Source organism: Pseudonocardia asaccharolytica DSM 44247 = NBRC 16224 (assembly GCF_000423625.1).
In the GTDB taxonomy this organism is placed as follows: domain Bacteria; phylum Actinomycetota; class Actinomycetes; order Mycobacteriales; family Pseudonocardiaceae; genus Pseudonocardia; species Pseudonocardia asaccharolytica.
This window is the reverse complement of record NZ_AUII01000004.1, coordinates 73,928-89,748: the sequence shown is the minus strand read 5'-3', so window position 1 is coordinate 89,748 and position 15,821 is coordinate 73,928. Positions and strand designations below refer to the sequence as shown.

At 70.1% G+C, this 15,821-nt stretch carries 19 protein-coding genes; 4 read left to right on the top strand and 15 right to left on the bottom strand.

Annotated elements, in window-relative coordinates; all coding sequences use genetic code 11:
- Positions 1-77: 77 nt before the first annotated feature.
- Genes G567_RS37055 through G567_RS33975 form a run of 4 tightly spaced genes read right to left on the bottom strand, consistent with a single transcriptional unit; the run spans position 78 to position 1,009 of the window.
- A complete protein-coding gene (locus tag G567_RS37055; protein ID WP_147200950.1) occupies positions 78-149 on the bottom strand; it encodes an SEC-C metal-binding domain-containing protein in 72 nt (23 codons plus the stop codon).
- Positions 150-152: 3 nt separating this feature from the next.
- A complete protein-coding gene (locus tag G567_RS0106305) occupies positions 153-698 on the bottom strand; it encodes a hypothetical protein (RefSeq protein WP_028929316.1) in 546 nt (181 codons plus the stop codon).
- Between the two features lie 57 nt (positions 699-755).
- Complete coding sequence (locus tag G567_RS37050; protein WP_373865885.1) at positions 756-845, bottom strand: DUF2695 domain-containing protein; 90 nt, start codon at positions 843-845, stop codon at positions 756-758.
- On the bottom strand, positions 842-1,009 hold the full coding sequence (locus G567_RS33975; protein ID WP_154667126.1) for a hypothetical protein: 168 nt from the start codon (positions 1,007-1,009) through the stop codon (positions 842-844). The genes G567_RS37050 and G567_RS33975 overlap by 4 nt, the downstream gene beginning before the upstream one ends.
- Before the next feature lie 102 nt (positions 1,010-1,111).
- Between G567_RS33975 and G567_RS0106295 the strand changes: the two genes are divergently transcribed.
- On the top strand, positions 1,112-3,079 hold the full coding sequence (locus G567_RS0106295; protein WP_245585562.1) for a M13 family metallopeptidase: 1,968 nt from the start codon (positions 1,112-1,114) through the stop codon (positions 3,077-3,079).
- A gap of 5 nt (positions 3,080-3,084) precedes the next feature.
- Here the strand turns inward: G567_RS0106295 and G567_RS0106290 are convergent, their stop codons facing one another.
- Both G567_RS0106290 and G567_RS36015 read right to left on the bottom strand, forming a co-directional pair.
- Positions 3,085-3,453 carry a carboxymuconolactone decarboxylase family protein gene (locus G567_RS0106290; protein ID WP_028929314.1) on the bottom strand — a complete coding sequence of 123 codons (369 nt, stop codon included), beginning with the start codon at positions 3,451-3,453 and terminating at the stop codon, positions 3,085-3,087.
- 190 nt (positions 3,454-3,643) lie between these two features.
- Positions 3,644-3,841, bottom strand: coding sequence for a hypothetical protein (locus G567_RS36015; RefSeq protein WP_028929313.1), 198 nt, complete (start codon positions 3,839-3,841; stop codon positions 3,644-3,646).
- A gap of 56 nt (positions 3,842-3,897) precedes the next feature.
- Here G567_RS36015 and G567_RS36010 point away from each other — a divergent pair, with 56 nt between their 5' ends.
- Positions 3,898-4,038, top strand: coding sequence for a hypothetical protein (locus G567_RS36010; protein ID WP_161631673.1), 141 nt, complete (start codon positions 3,898-3,900; stop codon positions 4,036-4,038).
- Positions 4,035-4,334 (top strand): methyltransferase, encoded by a 300-nt coding sequence (locus G567_RS36005; protein WP_161631672.1) that lies wholly within the window; start codon positions 4,035-4,037, stop codon positions 4,332-4,334. Before G567_RS36010 ends, G567_RS36005 begins: the two co-directional genes overlap by 4 nt.
- A gap of 87 nt (positions 4,335-4,421) precedes the next feature.
- On the opposite strand, the gene G567_RS31835 is transcribed toward G567_RS36005, so the two are convergent.
- Positions 4,422-4,682 carry a TroA family protein gene (locus G567_RS31835; protein WP_028929312.1) on the bottom strand — a complete coding sequence of 87 codons (261 nt, stop codon included), beginning with the start codon at positions 4,680-4,682 and terminating at the stop codon, positions 4,422-4,424.
- A 30-nt stretch (positions 4,683-4,712) separates the two neighbouring features.
- A complete protein-coding gene (locus tag G567_RS27080) occupies positions 4,713-5,468 on the bottom strand; it encodes an HNH endonuclease (protein ID WP_211223857.1) in 756 nt (251 codons plus the stop codon).
- Between the two features lie 114 nt (positions 5,469-5,582).
- On the opposite strand from G567_RS27080, the gene G567_RS0106265 reads away from it, so the two are divergent.
- A complete protein-coding gene (locus G567_RS0106265; protein ID WP_028929311.1) occupies positions 5,583-8,087 on the top strand; it encodes a GmrSD restriction endonuclease domain-containing protein in 2,505 nt (834 codons plus the stop codon).
- Positions 8,088-8,369: 282 nt separating this feature from the next.
- On the opposite strand, the gene G567_RS27075 is transcribed toward G567_RS0106265, so the two are convergent.
- The 7 genes from G567_RS27075 to G567_RS0106230 form a co-directional block, all read right to left on the bottom strand.
- Positions 8,370-8,702 carry a flavoprotein gene (locus G567_RS27075; RefSeq protein ID WP_084795911.1) on the bottom strand — a complete coding sequence of 111 codons (333 nt, stop codon included), beginning with the start codon at positions 8,700-8,702 and terminating at the stop codon, positions 8,370-8,372.
- A 150-nt stretch (positions 8,703-8,852) separates the two neighbouring features.
- Entirely contained in the window at positions 8,853-9,197 is a 345-nt protein-coding gene (locus G567_RS0106255) for a hypothetical protein (protein WP_028929310.1), read from the bottom strand.
- A gap of 57 nt (positions 9,198-9,254) precedes the next feature.
- Positions 9,255-9,557 (bottom strand): HigA family addiction module antitoxin, encoded by a 303-nt coding sequence (locus G567_RS0106250; RefSeq protein WP_028929309.1) that lies wholly within the window; start codon positions 9,555-9,557, stop codon positions 9,255-9,257.
- Positions 9,558-9,569: 12 nt separating this feature from the next.
- Positions 9,570-9,851, bottom strand: a complete 282-nt coding sequence (locus G567_RS0106245) for a type II toxin-antitoxin system RelE/ParE family toxin (RefSeq protein WP_028929308.1) — start codon at positions 9,849-9,851, stop codon at positions 9,570-9,572.
- 168 nt (positions 9,852-10,019) lie between these two features.
- On the bottom strand, positions 10,020-10,346 hold the full coding sequence (locus tag G567_RS27070; RefSeq protein WP_084795910.1) for an HNH endonuclease: 327 nt from the start codon (positions 10,344-10,346) through the stop codon (positions 10,020-10,022).
- 33 nt (positions 10,347-10,379) lie between these two features.
- Entirely contained in the window at positions 10,380-14,843 is a 4,464-nt protein-coding gene (locus G567_RS27065) for an AAA domain-containing protein (protein WP_051232421.1), read from the bottom strand.
- A 227-nt stretch (positions 14,844-15,070) separates the two neighbouring features.
- Positions 15,071-15,772 carry a type I restriction endonuclease gene (locus tag G567_RS0106230; RefSeq protein ID WP_028929307.1) on the bottom strand — a complete coding sequence of 234 codons (702 nt, stop codon included), beginning with the start codon at positions 15,770-15,772 and terminating at the stop codon, positions 15,071-15,073.
- Positions 15,773-15,821: the final 49 nt, after the last annotated feature.

Genomic DNA, 15,821 nt, shown 5'->3' with positions numbered 1-15,821 from the left:
CGCCGGCCTCGGGGGTGCGCACGCCGCGTCCGTTTCACATCCCCGGCCGGCCGGAACACCAGGTGATCGAGTTCGGATCAACGGACGGCGCCGCAGCACTTCTTGTACTTCTTGCCCGAGCCGCACCAGCACGCCTCGTTGCGCGGCAGGGGTCACGGAATCGTCTGTTCCCTGGGCACCACGCCGGCGTAGTCGGCCCGGACCGCGGAATCCGTCGCGTCCGGGGCCAGGCCGAGCTCCCGGCGAACCTCGCGCCGGCCGCGGAGCGGGATCGACGCGAACGCCAGCCAGCCTTCCGGTCCACGCACGGCCTCGATCTCCTCGGACGACAGGCGGGCGACCAGCCGGTCGTACCACTTCAGCGCCCCGTTCAGATCCCGGCGTTCGGCCAGCAGCTCGGCAACCAGCTGGCAGTGCCCGTCATGCAACGCCGGATCCCGAGCCAGCGCGGCGAGCTGACCCTCCGCCTCGGCGTCGCGGTCGTCCTTCAACAGGAGCTCGACCATCTCCACGCGTGCGTAGCAGCCGTCCTCACCGCCCGCCCCGATCAGGTCGCCGAGCAGGCGGGTGGCGCGCTCGAGATTCCCGGCCCGGATCCACGCCTGCGCGGCCTCCAGCTGGATCTCGCCACGCTCGTCCGGATACTCCTGGGCCTCGGTCTCGAGCCGTGCCGCGAGATCGGCATCCGCCGCCGTCATGGCGGAACCCTATCGAGCACGGTGCCGCCCGGGGATGGCGTATGCCGGCGGCGCCGGTCAGTCCGGCTCCAGCGCGTTGAGCAACACCTCGCAGTCGCAGTAGCCCCCGCGGCCGCACAGGCGTTCCCCCAGCTCGGGCCAGTTCAGCCCCTCGCGAACCGCCCATTCCTGCGCCGCGCGCAGGGTGCCGTCGCTCGTCCCGAGCTGAGGCCCAGGACGGGACGGGCGAACACGTCGTCGTCATCGTCGGAGCGGAACTCGACGTCGTCGGGGTCCCACCTCGGGGCCCGGCCGTCGAAGAAATTCGTCATGCACCGACGGTGGCACCCGGCACCGACGATTCCGGCCCGGCGCGGACCCACGCCCCGACTTCGTTTGCAGTCGTGAATCCCACCGGCAGGGCATGATGTGGTGTGACCATCTCGACGCAACCGACCCGCGCCGGCCTGGACCTGCGGTGGGTCGACCCCGAAACCCGCCCGCAGGACGACCTGTTCGGTCACGTGAACGGCCGATGGCTGCGCACCCACGAGATCCCCGAGGACCGGGCGCAGGACGGCGCGTTCCGGGCGCTGCGCGACCGCGCCGAGGCCGACGTGCACGCGATCGTTGAGCAGGCCGACGGCGAGCCCGGCAGCGAGGCCCGCAAGATCGCCGATCTCTACGCCTCGTTCATGGACGTCGAGCGCATCGAGGCGCTCGGGACCGCGCCGCTTCAGAAGCTGTTGGACGAGATCGCGGGCGCCGGCGACAGGACGGAGCTGGCCTCGGTGCTGGGCCGGCGCCAGCGGGAGGGCCGCACGGCGCTGTTCGGCGCCTTCGTGAGCACCGACGCCAAGGACTCCACGCGATATCTGGTGCATCTGTCGCAGTCCGGCCTCGGCCTTCCGGACGAGTCCTACTACCGCGAGGACGCCTACGCCGAGATCCGCAAGGCCTACGTGGAACATCTGGCACGGCTCGCCGAGCTGGTCGGGCTGCCCGAACCGGCCCGGCTCGCCGACACCGTGATGGAGCTGGAGACGGCGCTGGCCGCAGCCTCCTGGGACCGGGTGACCAACCGCGACGCGGAGAAGACCTACACCCTGATGACGCTGCCGGCGTTGCGGCAGAACGCGCCGGAGTTCGACTGGGAGCCGTGGCTCGCGGCCCTCGGGGCGCCGTCGGGCGCGTTCGACGAGGTCATCGTCCGGCAGCCGAGCTTCGTCGCCGCCGCCGCGCGGCTGTGGGCGCAGCGTCCGCTGGAGCAGTGGCGGGCGTGGCTCGCGATCCGCACGGCGTCCGCCTGCGCCGACCATCTGAACGACGCGGTCGTCGAGGAGGACTTCGCGTTCTACGGCCGGACCCTGTCCGGCACGCCGCAGCTTCGCGAGCGGTGGAAGCGCGGAGTTTCGCTGGTCGAGGGCGCGTTGGGCGAGGCCGTGGGCCAGCTGTATGTGCAGCGGCATTTCCCCACGTCGGCGAAGGAGCGGATGGTCGCCCTCGTCGCGAACCTGGTCGAGGCCTACCGGCAGAGCATCAGCCAGCTGGACTGGATGGGACCGGCCACGCGGGAGCGGGCGCTGGCGAAGCTGGAGCGGTTCACCCCGAAGATCGGCTACCCGGACGAGTGGAAGGACTACTCGGCCCTGGAGATCAGCCCCGACGACCTGCTCGGCAACGTGCTGCGCGCCGGCGCGTGGGCCACCGACTTCGAGCTCGCCAAGATCGGCAAGCCGGTCGACCGGAACGAGTGGCTGATGACCCCGCAGACGGTCAACGCCTACTACCACCCGCGGATGAACGAGATCGTCTTTCCCGCCGCGATCCTGCAGCCGCCGTTCTTCGACGCCGACGCCGACGACGCCGCGAACTACGGCGGCATCGGCGCCGTCATCGGTCACGAGATCGGCCACGGGTTCGACGACCAGGGCTCGCGCTACGACGGCGAGGGCAACATGACCGACTGGTGGGAGCCCGAGGACCGCGCCGAGTTCGACCGCCGGGCCCAGGCGTTGATCGAGCAGTACAACGCCCTTTCCCCGGCCGGGCTGTCCGACCACAAGGTCAACGGCGCGCTGACCGTCGGGGAGAACATCGGCGACCTCGGCGGTCTGACCATCGCGATCAAGGCCTACAAGATCGCGTTGGGTGACGACGAGGCGCCGGTGCTCGACGGGCTCACCGGCGTGGCGCGGGTGCTCATCGGCTGGGCGCAGGTGTGGCGGGCCGTGACCCGCGACGCCGAGGCCATCCGCAGGCTGGCCGTGGACCCGCACTCCCCGCCCGACCTGCGCTGCAACGCCGTGGTCACCAACCTCGACGCCTTCCACGAGGTGTTCGACGTTCAGGAGGCCGATGCGCTGTACACGCCGCCGGAGCGGCGCGTCCGCATCTGGTGAACGGGTCAGCCGGCGGTCCGGTCGCCGGCCTTCCCGTCGTCGTGGAACTCCTGGAACGCCGCGAAGGCGCGCGGACCGTAGACCGTGCCCGGGCCGCCGTGCATAAGGATTACGACGCCGATGGCTTCCGCGACCTCCTCCGGCGTGGCGCCGTGGCGCGCGGCGCCACGGGCATGCGCGGCGATGCATCCGTCGCATTCGAGTCCGACCGAAAGCGCCAGCGCAATGAGTTCCTTGGTCTTCGCGTCCAGTTCCCCGGGGCTGAGCGCCGCCTCGGCCAGGTTGCCGAAGCCCGCGTAGACCTTGGGGATCATCCGCCTGAGTTCACGGGCGGGGCCGCGCAGCTCGTCCTGGACCGCCTTGCCGTATCCCATCGTCGCTGTCTCTCCGTCTGTTGTGATCTGGTGCGTGGAGTCGCACCCAACCACTGATCCTCGCAAAGCTCCTCGGCAAGTTCTTCGTGAGATTGGCTGGGTTGTTGGTGACGTTGGTCGGTATCGACCTTCGGCTCCCGCCCTTACCGCCCGGCCTGGGCAGCGGGCAGGAGCGGCCGGTTCCCGCGGATCACCGGATGTCGGTCCCGGCAGCGCTTGATCCCCGCAGCCGGGCGAGCACGGTCGGCGGATAGATCGCCGCGGCGTCGTCGCCGAAGTTCGGCGGGCTCCGGCCGCTGCCGTGCACAGCCATCGCGCCGCGGACGCGACCCAGGGTCGCCGCGGTGGGGGCCGCGAGCTCCGGTGCCGGGACCGGGCCGCCCGCCACGAGCAGGTACGGCTCGGGGAGGTGCCCGGCCGTACCTGGGCTGGGGCCGGGCGGATATGCCGCCCGAAGAGGCAACGGAGGAACCGGCGGAACGGGCCGGCGCCCGCCGCGACGATGCCGAACGCGCGATCAACCTGTACCGGGAGTACTACACACCGCTGCTCGGGTTCGTGACCCGGTTGACCGGCCGCACGTGATCGACGGGGCGCGCCGACGGATCTCGGGCTCCCCGGCGGCCCAGCGGATCGAGCTGGTCGGCGCTGGCTTCTTCGCCGAGGCACCTGAGGGCGATCTGTACCTGCTCAAGCGGATCCTGCACGACTGGGACGACGAGCGGGCGCGCCGGATCCTCGCGACGAACACGGCGGCGGGCCCTCCGCGGGTACGGGCGTTGCGGGCACGGGGTGCCGGGCGGCGACGTCGGCGATGCGCGCCTCGAGGTCGCGCACGACCGACGCCGTGCGCTCCTGCTCGCCGAGCACCTCGGCGATGAGCGTGGCCTGTTCCTGCCAGGTGTCCACATAGGAGCCGCGACGGTAGGTGATGACGGGCGCGAACTGCGACGACCGTGGTTTCTCCGCTACGACCCCGTGGAGGTCCCGGCGAGGATCACATCCGGCTTCAGCGCCGCGACCTGCTCGTAGGGGATCCCGTCCGCCACGTCGAGGAGCGTGACGTCCGCTCCGGCGATTCGATCCCGCAGGTACGGCTCGACGTCACCGCCGTAGTAGCTCCTGGGCATACCCAGCGGTGTCAGGCCAAGTGCCAGCACCACCTCGGCCTCGCGACCAAGGGTGACGATCCGCCGCGGCGTGCGCGGGATCTCGACCGGGCCCGTCATCGGATGACGTTTCGATAGGCGCTCATCGGGTCAGTCGGCGGCCCGGAAGGTGGCGTATCGCTGTTCGAGCAGCTCGGCGTCCGGGCGCTCGGCCCTGACCTTCGGCACCGCCATCAGCCGCTGGCCGTGCCGGCCCTTCAGCCCGTGCTCGAGCATCGGCCCGTCGATCTCCTCCAGCAGATCGGCGCGGATCTCGACGACGAGGTCCGGGCGGATTCCCAACACCGAGCTGTCGTAAGCCGCGTGGTGGATCTTGCACAGCGCCAGGCCGTTCCGCACCGCCGCGATACCGGCCTCGTCCCGGTCCGGCACGATGTGTGCCGCATCGAGCAACTGCGCGTGCCGCAGCGCGCACACCGCACACCGCGTCGCGTAGGCACGCAGCACCGTCGCCCGGAAGACCGGCTGGTGCAACCGCTGCTTCATCTCGCGGAGGATGTAGCGGCGGACATGCTCGGCGACGTGTTCTCCCGGCGCGACGAGGCCCCGGGCGACGTCGGGGTCGATGACGAACTGCCGGTGCTGCGGCTCCTCCCACAGCAGGTACACCGGGTAGATCGGCTTGTAGACGCCCGGCGCGATGCCGAAGAACCAGATCAGCGGCACCGCCTGGTGCATGGCAGTGCGCAGCGCCCGGTTCTCGGCGTGATCGGGGTCGTCGCCGCGCCACTTGTAGCGCAGCAACCCGTCCGCCCGGACAGGGTCCTCCGGCCCGGTTCGGGTGCCGCCACGCGGCTGCTCCGGCTGACGGCCGGGGCCCTTCCGACGAACCTTTGCAATGCTCACCAGGAGTAAGCAGGACCCGGGGCCGCGAGGGGAACTGTCCATAAAGGACAAGTTCCCTCATGCAACCGTTCGGGTCCTGGCGATCCAGTCCACCACGCCCAATAGAGTGACCCGGTGGTCGCGGCTCGTGAGACGACGTTGCAGGAACTCCTCGAAGGCTCGAAGCAGTACCAGGTGCCGCTGTACCAGCGCACCTACTCATGGACGAAGCCACAGCTCGCGCGGCTGTGGGAGGACGTCCGGCAGCTCGCCGAGGACCGGGTCGAGCGACCGGGCCTCACCCACTTCATCGGGTCGCTGGTTCTTGCGCCGAGCCCGTCGAACGGGCCCGCCGGCGTGGCCGAGTACCTCGTCGTCGACGGTCAGCAACGCCTCACCACCCTGTCGATCCTGTTGTGTGCCATCCGTGACCATCGGGCGAAGACGGAGAGTCCCGAGCATCGGGAGCGCATCGATCAGCAGTACCTGACGAACCGTTGGAAGCCCGAGCGACACCGGCTGAAGCTGCTGCCGACGCAGGCAGACCGCGACGCGTATCGGGCGTGTGTCCACGCGACGGTTCAGGCCGGCGGGAGTGACCCGATCGGGACCGCGTACCGCTTCTTCTCCGCCCGGCTGATCGACGTCGATGATCCGGACGACCCGGCCGATATCGAGCGGATCGAGGACGCGGTGATCGCGGGGCTCTCGCTCGTCTCGGTCACCGCGCAGCAGGGCGACAACGCCCATCGCATCTTCGAGTCGCTGAACAACACCGGCCTGCGGCTCACCCAGGGCGACCTGCTGCGCAACTACCTGTTCATGCGGCTACCGACCCGCGCCGACGCCGTCTACCACTCGCTGTGGTTGCCGCTGCAACGAACGTTGACGGCCGCCGACCTGGAGCTGTTGTTCTGGCTGGATCTCGTCCAGCGCGACGCACGGATCAAGCAGTCGGAGATCTACGCCGGACAGCAGGCTCGGCTGGACCGGCTGGAGACGGAGGAGGAGATCGAGGCCGAGGTCGCGCGCTTTACCGAGCTGGGGTCGTTGCTGGCCACGATCCTCCACCCCTCGTGCGAGCCCGACAAGCAGGTTCGCCGGCGCCTGCGGCGGCTCAACGGCTGGGGCACGACGACGGTCTATCCCCTTCTGCTGCACCTGTTCGAGCGGCGCGCGCGGGGAACCGCAATGTCCGAGCAGATCGCCACCGCGATGCTGTACGTCGAGAGTTTCTTTGTGCGGCGGTTGCTGATCGGGCGCGCCACAGCGAACATCAACCGGATTCTGCTGTCGATCGTCACCGAGATGGACGAGAACCAGCCGGTCGACGACGCGGTGCGCGGCTATCTCTCGACCGGTCGGAAGTACTACGCCTCCGACGACGAGGTCCGGGCAGCCGTGGCGAGTGTGCCGTTCTATCTCAACGGACGCCCGCAGCAGCGGGCCCTCGTGCTGCAGTGGCTGGAGGAGTCATACGGCAGCAAGGAACCGGTCGACCCGGAGACGCTGACGATCGAGCACATCCTCCCGCAGACACCGACGGCCGGGTGGAACGCCGTGCTGCAGGCCGAGCTGGGCCCGGACGAATACCTCGACGAGGTGTACGAGTCGAGCGTGCACACGCTCGGCAACCTCACCCTCACCGGGTACAACTCCGAGCTGGGTAACGGCGAGTTCGCCGCCAAGCGCGCGACGCTCGCCTCCAGCGGCATCGCGATGAACCAGGAGATCGCCCAGCTCGACCGCTGGGGTCGTGCGGAGATCCGCGACCGGGCCACCCGGATCGCCGACCGGGCCATCTCGATCTGGCCGGGGCCGGTGCGCCCACAGCCGCAGCGCAGCGCCCCCGCCCGGTGGGAGCTGCTCGATCAGGCCCTCACCGAACTTCCCCCCGGGGCCTGGACGAGTTACGGCGACCTGGCCGCGCTGATCGGCAGTCACCCCGTCCCGGTGGGTGAACGGCTGGCCAACCACCCGACCCCCAACGCTCACCGTGTGCTGCGGGCCGACGGCACCATCTCCCCTGGTTTCCGTTGGCCGGACCCGTCGATCACCACCGATCCGATCGAGCTGCTGCGCGCGGAGGGTGTCGCGTTCGACGAGCACGGCCGGGCTCATCCGAACCAGCGGATGACGGCCGCCGAGCTCGCCCAGCTCGTCGCCGTCGACGATCTGGATCTCGACACCGCGGCCACCGCGGACGACCAACGCAGGGAGAAGTTCTTCGCCCAGCTCGACGAGTTCCAGCCACCCGAGATCGTCGACGGTGTGCGCCGTGTCCTGGGCCGGTGGGCCGAACTCGGCGGGTATCTCAGCTTCGGGGCCGGCGACCAGACGTCGTGCTTCCTCATATCGGCCAACGGCGCGGGATCGCGGCCGGAGATCTGGCCGCTGACGATCTACCCGAGCGGCCGCTGCGAGGTGGTGTTCCAGTATCTCACCCGGCGCCCGCCCTTCGACGATCCGGCGTTGCGCGAACAGCTGCGGCAGCGGCTCAACACGATCGACGGCATCGACCTGCCCGCGGCGAAGATCGAGCTGCGCCCGAGTTTCCCGCTCGCCGTTCTCCGCACGGCGAGCGGCCGGGAACTGCTCAACGCGCAGCTTTCCTGGTTCCGCGCGCAACTGGAGGCATGACGCCGCTTGGCCCACCGCGGCGGCGGACGAGTTCGGCGGCCGCCTCCGCGGCGAGGTGCAGGCGGCACGGCCAGTGCGGACGTCCCTGGCCGGCGCCGAGAGAGCACAGGGTGCAGCGCCCGTCGGCACTCGGGAAGTGCTCCCGCAGGAGCCGTTGCCAGACGAGCGGATCCCCGTCGGCGAGGACGCGTGCGAGATCGTCGAAAATGATCATTGCACCAGCACACCGCCGACGGCCTCTTCGGACCCGCACGATGGTGCGACCCGCACAAAGGTGCGGGTTCAGCCGATGGCCTCGATTACCCACGACGGGTCGAACGCGGCGACGACCTCGGGCCCGGTCCCCGAGGACACGGGGGTCGGATCGCCGACCTGCCCCGAACGCGGGTCGACCAGCCGCACACCCGCCGCCGCGAGCGTCCGCAGCGTGGTCGTCCACACCGGGTGGCCCCAGAGCCGGTCGTTCACCATGGGCACCGCCACGATCGGCACCCCGGCCCCGAGCGCGTCGCACAGCACCCCGGCCGCGCTGGTGTCCATGATCCCCGCCGCGACCTTGTTGGCCGTGTTGAACGTCAGCGGGCAGGCGACGAGGGCATCCGGGACGCGGCCGATCGCGGTCCGGCGGCGAGGCGAACCACTGGCCCGCCGCGTCGGTCGCGACGACCGAAACGCTCCACCGACCGCTCAGCGCATCGACCATCTCGGCCGCGCGGGCCGCCAGCGGCGCCCCGCACACCACGAGCGTCAGCGATTGCCCGGCCATCAGAGGGCGACATCGGCGCGGTGGGCGAGACCCCGCACCGCGACACCGTTCGAACCGCGAGCCCGGGCCAGGAGCCGGCGGATCGTGTCGCGGGCGACGACGTTCCGGCGGGTGACCTGTGGCGCAGACCGTTCGATCTCGAGCAACGCCACCAGCGCCGCTGCGTCGCGCCGTCGCTGCGCCCGGGCCCACGCGATATCCAGCTGGACCTGAACGCGGCGGCTGCGCAGCTCCTCTGGGAGACGATCGACGTCGACGGCCGCGACCGCGCCGATGAGCCAGAGCGCGCCTGCCACGCTGCACACCGCGGGATCGGTGTCGTCCTCCAGCTGAGTCGCAGACACGACCGACAGCTCCTCCGCCAGCTCCGCCCGCGGAGTCGGGAGCAGCGCACGCTCGGCTCAGGCGGTGGCCAGTGGCTGGATGTCGTCCAGGGCGGATGCGAGGCGGTCGCGTTCGACCTCGAGGTCGTAGCGACTCTGGAGGTTCATCCAGAAGCGCTCGGAGGTTCCGAAGTAGCGGGCCAGCCGCAGCGCGGTGTCGGCGCTGATACGCCGCTTGCCGTGCACGATCTCGTTGATCCGGCGCGGAGGGACGTGGATGGCCACGGCGAGCCGGTGCTGGGTGATGCCCAGCGGGGCGAGGTACTCCTCGGCGAGGACCTCGCCGGGATGGATGGGGGTCATGGCCGGGGCGGTGCCCATGGGGAGCCTCCTTCAGTGGTAGTCGATGATCTCGATGTCTTCCGGTCCTGCCGGGGTCCAGCGGAAGCAGATGCGCCACTGCTGGTTGACCCGGATGCTGTGCTGCCCGGCTCGGTCCCCACGCAGCTTCTCCAGGCGGTTGCCGGGCGGGACCCGCACGTCGTCGAGGGTCTCGGCCGCGTCCAGAATCAGCAGCCTGCGCAGCGCTGCGCGTTGGGTGTGCTGGTCGAGCCGGCGTGATCGTTCACGTCGCCAGACCCGTTCGGTGTCCTTGTCGGCGAACGAACGCAGCACCACCCCAGCATAACGCAACGCGTTATGCCAGCTGTCCTGTGTTGGATCGGATATCGGGTTGTACCCGCTGCGGCCCCTCGCGCTGGCACCCGCCGAACCGGCAGCGAGATGCCCCGCAACGCAATTGTCCGAGCCGCATCGGGACGTCACGTCCGGCCCGGACAACGGTCAGCCGGCCGCCCGGAAGGTCGCGTACCGCTGTTCGAGCAGCTCGACGTCCGGACGCTCGGCCCTGACCTTCGGCACGGCCATCAGCCGCTGGCCGTGCCGGCCCTTCAGCCGGTGCTCGAGCATCGGCCCGTCGATCTCCTCCAGCAGGTCCGCCCGGATCTCGACGACGAGGTCCGGACGGATCCCCAGCACCAGGCTGTCGTAGGCCGCGTGGTGGATCTTGCACAGGGCCAGGCCGTTGCGCACCGCCGCGATCCCGGCCTCGTCCCGGTCCGGCACGATGTGCGCCGCATCTGCCCGTCGTTGGTGCGCAGCGTGAGCCAGCGCTGGGCCTCCCGGCGCACCAGCGAGTCGAACTCAGCGCTCACGCGGCGGCTCCGCCGGTAGCCGGCCCTCCAACGTGGATGTTTCGGGGCCGTCCAGCGTCTGCGACCGCGGGATCCACGTCCCGTTCGCCATCTCGCCGAACGGGCCGATCCCCAACCGATCCAGCGCCGCCCACACCGGGGTGAGAGCCTCCTCCCGATTCAGGTAGTAGATCGACTCCCGGATGCGTACGAATGTCCAGCCACACCGCTTGAGCTCCTGTTCGCGGTGTAGGTCGGCCTCCCGCTGTTCCGGCGTGGTGTGGAACGCCTCGCCGTCGCACTCGACGGCCAGCTTCCCCGCGGTCCCGGTCACGACCAGGTCGATGCGTCGCCCATTCGTCTCGAACTGCGGGGTGACGTGATAGCCACGGGCGACGAGGTCGAGGAACACGCGCTGTTCGAACAGCGAGTCGAACGCATCGTGCCGCCGGTCCGGGTCGACGTCGGTGAGGACCGGCTCGATCCCGCTCGAACCGGCCGAGGTCATGTAGTCCAGCAGCGACCGCCGCAGGTCCGCCGGACGCAGAAGATCCGTGGTGACGGAGTGGAACAGCCACAGCTGATCTTGGGCGCGTGACGCCGCCACGTTGAAACTCTGTTCGAAGTTCAGTCTCGTCAAGGCGGTGCGCGGCGAGTTCGGCGCGACCACGAGGGACAGCCACACGACGTGGCGCTCGTCGCCCTGGAAGTCGGGAGGCGCCCCGATCCGCAACCTTCGGTCGCGCCACTCCTCGGGTGAGACGAGCTTCTTGATCTCGTCACCGATGAGGTCGACCTGCGGATGGCCCTGCAGGACAACCACGCCGAACGTCTTACCCCCGTATGCAGGATCGTCGAGACACGCACGGATCGACGCGGCGATGGCGGCGGCCTCCGCGCGGTTGGCAACGGATCCTCGGGTGGGTTCGGTGACGGCGCCGGCCACGTGGGTCGCGCGGAGCGGGGGCAGCCGGTCGGCCCCGAACTGACGCAGCGGGACCAGCGGGGCGTCACGGTAGAACATGTTCGACGACCACGTGATGATCTCCGGCATGCACCGGAAATGCTCGCGAAGCCGGACCACCTGACCGAAGCGGCTGCGCAGCAGCGAGAAGATGCTGTCCTTCGGAGTGAACGCCGATCGTAGATACGTCGGTATGTCGTGCAGCTCAGCGTCGAGCCGATCGAAGATCGGCTGGAGGGCCCCGCTCGCGACCTCTGACGGCGTGCACTGCTTGTCATCGCCGACCACGATCACCCGAGGGGCCAGCCAGAGCAGGAACACGCTGGTCAGGTCGACCTGGCTCGCCTCGTCGACGATCACGACGTCGAAGGATCCGGCCTTGGGCGGCACCGAGGCGAGGACCTGTTGGATCGGCATCACCCAGGCCGGCACGGCCGACTGAGCGACGGCCATCGCCTCCCGTGCCGCCTGGCGGCTGCGCTCGGCGAACTTCCCCGTGCCCTTGCCGACCTTGATCATCTCGTTGCGGTACGACTGCAGGGCCTGCACCTGCTCCGCGGTCATTCGGCTGAGGCACGATCGCCATGCCTTCGCGGCGGCGAGCTCACCGGTCAGCTTGAGCAGATCCTTGACCGCGATGTCCAGCTCGCCTTCCAGACGCTGCTCTCGCCCCGGGGTAGCCTGCTCTACAAGCCACGTCGCGGCGCAGCCGTGGGCCCACGCCTGCGGCCACCGAGCCAGCCGCTGGTTCCACATCGTGTCGCCGGGGCGCGTCTCGGCCTCGTCGGCCAGGGCGGACGAGGCCGAGCGCAACCGGCTCAGCGACTCATCGCACCGGTGTTGGTCACGCTGTTCGCACCGGGCCTGGTCGAGCGCGACCAATGCCTGCTCGTATCTCGCCGGATCCGTGCGGCGGTACGCGTCGACGATGCCGGTCAGCTCGGGGCTGCGCGCCGGCGACGGGACCGCGTTCAGCAGGGCAGTTGCGGCGGCGTCCAGTTCGGCGCGGGCGAGCGCGGCGACCCGCGCCTGCGTGACGGCGACCGCGATCGTGGCGATCCGCTCGAGCTCGGGCACGCCGACCACGGTCGGACGCTCACCGGGCGGGAGCGCCGCGAACAGCCGGCGCAGCGCGTCGGCGGCTCGCAGCACGCGGTCGACCGCCGTGCAGCTGCGGCGCAGCTCCACCATGGCATTGACGAGCACGGATCGGTCCGCATCGAGCGGTATCCCCATCCGGAGCGGCTGGAATGCGCTGTCGACAACGCGGGCGATCTCCAGCACGCGCAGGTGCTTCGCTGCGGCACCGGCAGCCGACGCCGTCACGGGAGCCGCGCCCTCCACACGGACGTTCTCTCCGAACCGCTCGGCGTCCTTCTGCTCCGCGCTCTTGAACATCCGACGCAGTGAGCCACCGTTGGCGAGATATTCGGCGAACCGCTCGAACACCCGTGCCGCGTCGGAAGCGTCGATGTCAGCGGCAACGGTCATGCGTGAGAAGCCTGCCGCGCGGTCGTGGTCGACGGCGGCGTCGACGGCCGGGAGCTGTTCGACTGCGCGCTGCCACAGATGCTCCGCGCTGCCGGCGAGCAGGGAGTCGGCCATCGACAGCGCCCAGGACGCCTGAGCCGGGAGATTCCGGAGCTCGACCGTCGCTTCCGAGATCTCCGCGCAGACGGGCGCGAGTTCCCCGAGGGCGTCGGGTGGCAGGTCCTGCAGTGCGCCGACGAGGCCGCTCTCGGCGCCGGAACGGGCTTCGTCGCCACACGCGATGGCCTCCGCGAGCTCGGCGAACCGGTCCGAGGGGAGGAGCTCGCCGGGTTCGGGGAGCTGCTGGTGGCGTCGGGACGCGCGCCGGTCGCTGCGTTCCCGAAGCAGCCGCAGCAGCTCGTCCATCTGAGAGGTGGTGAGCGGTAGCTCACCGCGGGCGCCTTGCCCGACCCAGCCGTCCTGCTCAGCGGTCGCCGTCAATGTCCGGACGATCTCGGACAGCGTTCCGCGGAAGCCGGGAGCGATCTGCGGGTGTTGATAGGTCTCCGTCTCGCGCAGTGCGCGGATGTCCTCCAGCAGCAGCGCCCGCTTGCGCTGCACGTCGTCGCGACGAGTGATGAGGTCGGCGATCAGGCGGTCGGCGCGATCGGGATTGAAGTCGCTCTTGCGTCCGGCCAGTGTCGCGACACTCTTCTGCAGGTCGGACTTGCCCTTGAGGGACACGTCGGTGATCGAGACGCACAGCTCCTGCATGCCGTGCGGCAGCTTCTCCCGCAGCACCCGCAACGCCTGGGCCTTTTCGCTGGTGACGAGCACGCGCTGCCCGCGGGCCAGCAGGGCGCTCACGAGATTGGCGATGGTGTGGGTCTTGCCGGTTCCCGGTGGGCCCTCGACGACGACGCCGGTGTCCGAGCCGAGCCTGCGGATGATCTGCGACTGCTCCTCGTTCGCCGGCAGCGGGAACAACGGCTGCTCGGCGAGGTCGACCGGCGCCAGCCCACCGGAGCGCTCGAGCCACGCCATGCGGTCCTCGGGCTCGATGGGCCGGACGAGCTGCGCCAGCCCCAGCGGGAGCGGCTGCGACGAGTCGGTCAGCGAACGCGAGATCGCGCCGTAGTACTCGCGCAACGCGAAGGCGCCGCGACGGCGCGCGACGATCGCAGGCGCCACGCTCAGCCGGGCCTGATCGCCCGACGGTTCGTCCCCCGTGTCCTCGACGGTGCAGACGACCCGCAGCGCGCGCTCCGCCCATTCCTTGAGGAACACCGCGATGGCCGGGTCAATCGGGGTCTCGGCCAGCTCCAGCAGCCGGTCTCGCAGCACAGCCGATCCGGACGGGTCGTAGTCCGGCCGACCGGACAGCAGCTCGTCGTCTTCCAGGCGCAACCCCGTGTCGTCAGCGAGCGTGCACACCATCTCGCCCGTTTCGAGATCCTGCTCGACCCGGACGGGCTGGGTGAGCAGGTGCACGTGCACGCCCTGCTCCCCGGCGGGCGCCGGGAGGTGCAGCAGACCGGCGGAGAGGACGAGCTCCACCGACTCCGGCCGGTCCGTCGCCATCCGGTGCAGGTCGAACAGCGTCTGGAAGATCCGCCGGTACGGACGGCGACGCCGCTCACGTTCGGCCCACGGCCGCCAGAGCGTCATCCACTCGTCGAACGCCGCGCGGATCTCCGGCGCATCGTCGAGGTCGACCTGCCCGATGCCGGGCAGGGACCCGTGTTGTCGCAACGCTGGCTCTCGGGTTCCGTCCGTGTCCGCCGGCCGCTGGATCCAGTGCACCAGCTCCCGGGGCGCCGGAGGCTCTGGCTCGAGCTGCACGCGCTGCACGCGCAGCAGCTCATCTCCGGGCCCGGTCGGCATCTGGACGGTGCGGTGCTTCTGCACATCGTCCAACCACATGACCTTGTCGTATCCCGACGTGTGCCGGATGGGGCTGTTCCGTGTGACGGCGAGCTGGCGCAGTACGCCCATGAGGCGGGTGACCTGGTCGCGAAGAAGCGGATCCCACTCCGGCATCGTGCAGCTCTCCCCATCTGTCGTGCCCCGACCCGCCCGGGTGCAGTGCGATCGGCCGAGACCGGCTGATCGGCATCCGCGATCATCACGGGGCATCCTTAGAGGATCACACGGAGCGCCGACAATCTTGAGGCGGTGCGACCCATCACCGGGATCCGGACGCAGTCCAGTGGTGTCGACTCACACCACACGGCCGTACCGTCGACGCGAATGAGCTGGCGTGTCAGCTAGGTGACGCAGCTGCTCAGGACGTCGAGGATGAAGCCCTCCTCGATCGCCTGGCGCATCGAGTACACGTGGAACGGCTGCGGATTGCCCGTGACGGGACGCGGCGTGCCGAACAGATGCAGCGTCTTGGCCTTCGGGGTCGCGGTGAAGGCGAAATAGGACAGTGTTTCGTGACGGCCACGGGCCAGCGCGGACGCGGTGAGCGGGTCACCGTCCTCGTCGCCATCGCCGTCCGGCACCAGGTACGTAGCGTCGCTGGTCTGCCCGGTGAGCGGGTTCTTCAGCTCGGCGGTGGCGACCGGGAACCCGTTGACGAACAGGACGAGGTCGAGCGAGCGCTCCGGCGACTTCTGCGAGTAGTACAGCTGCCGGGTGACGGTCAGGCGGTGCTTCTCGTACTCGACGAGTGCATCGTCGGCGAGCGGGTGGGCGGGCCGGAAGTAGGCGAGGCGAAACAGCTGACCGCGGTCCTTCACACCGTGGCGCAGGACGTCGAGCGTGCCGCGGGCGTCGATCTCGCGGGCGACGCGCTCGGCGAACGTCCGCTGAGCGGCGTCGGGATCGCCGCTCTCGAACGCGACGAGCTGGTTCCACTTGTCGATCTGGGTGGCGCCGATGAACGCGAACAGCTCGGCGGTGTCGAGGCCGAGCTCGCGCCGGTAGTGGGCGGGCTGTCCCTGCCGCCAGCCGGACTCCAGCATCGCCCGCTCGATCGCGCGTCCTCGAACGCGATCTCCTTGTGGACGCTCA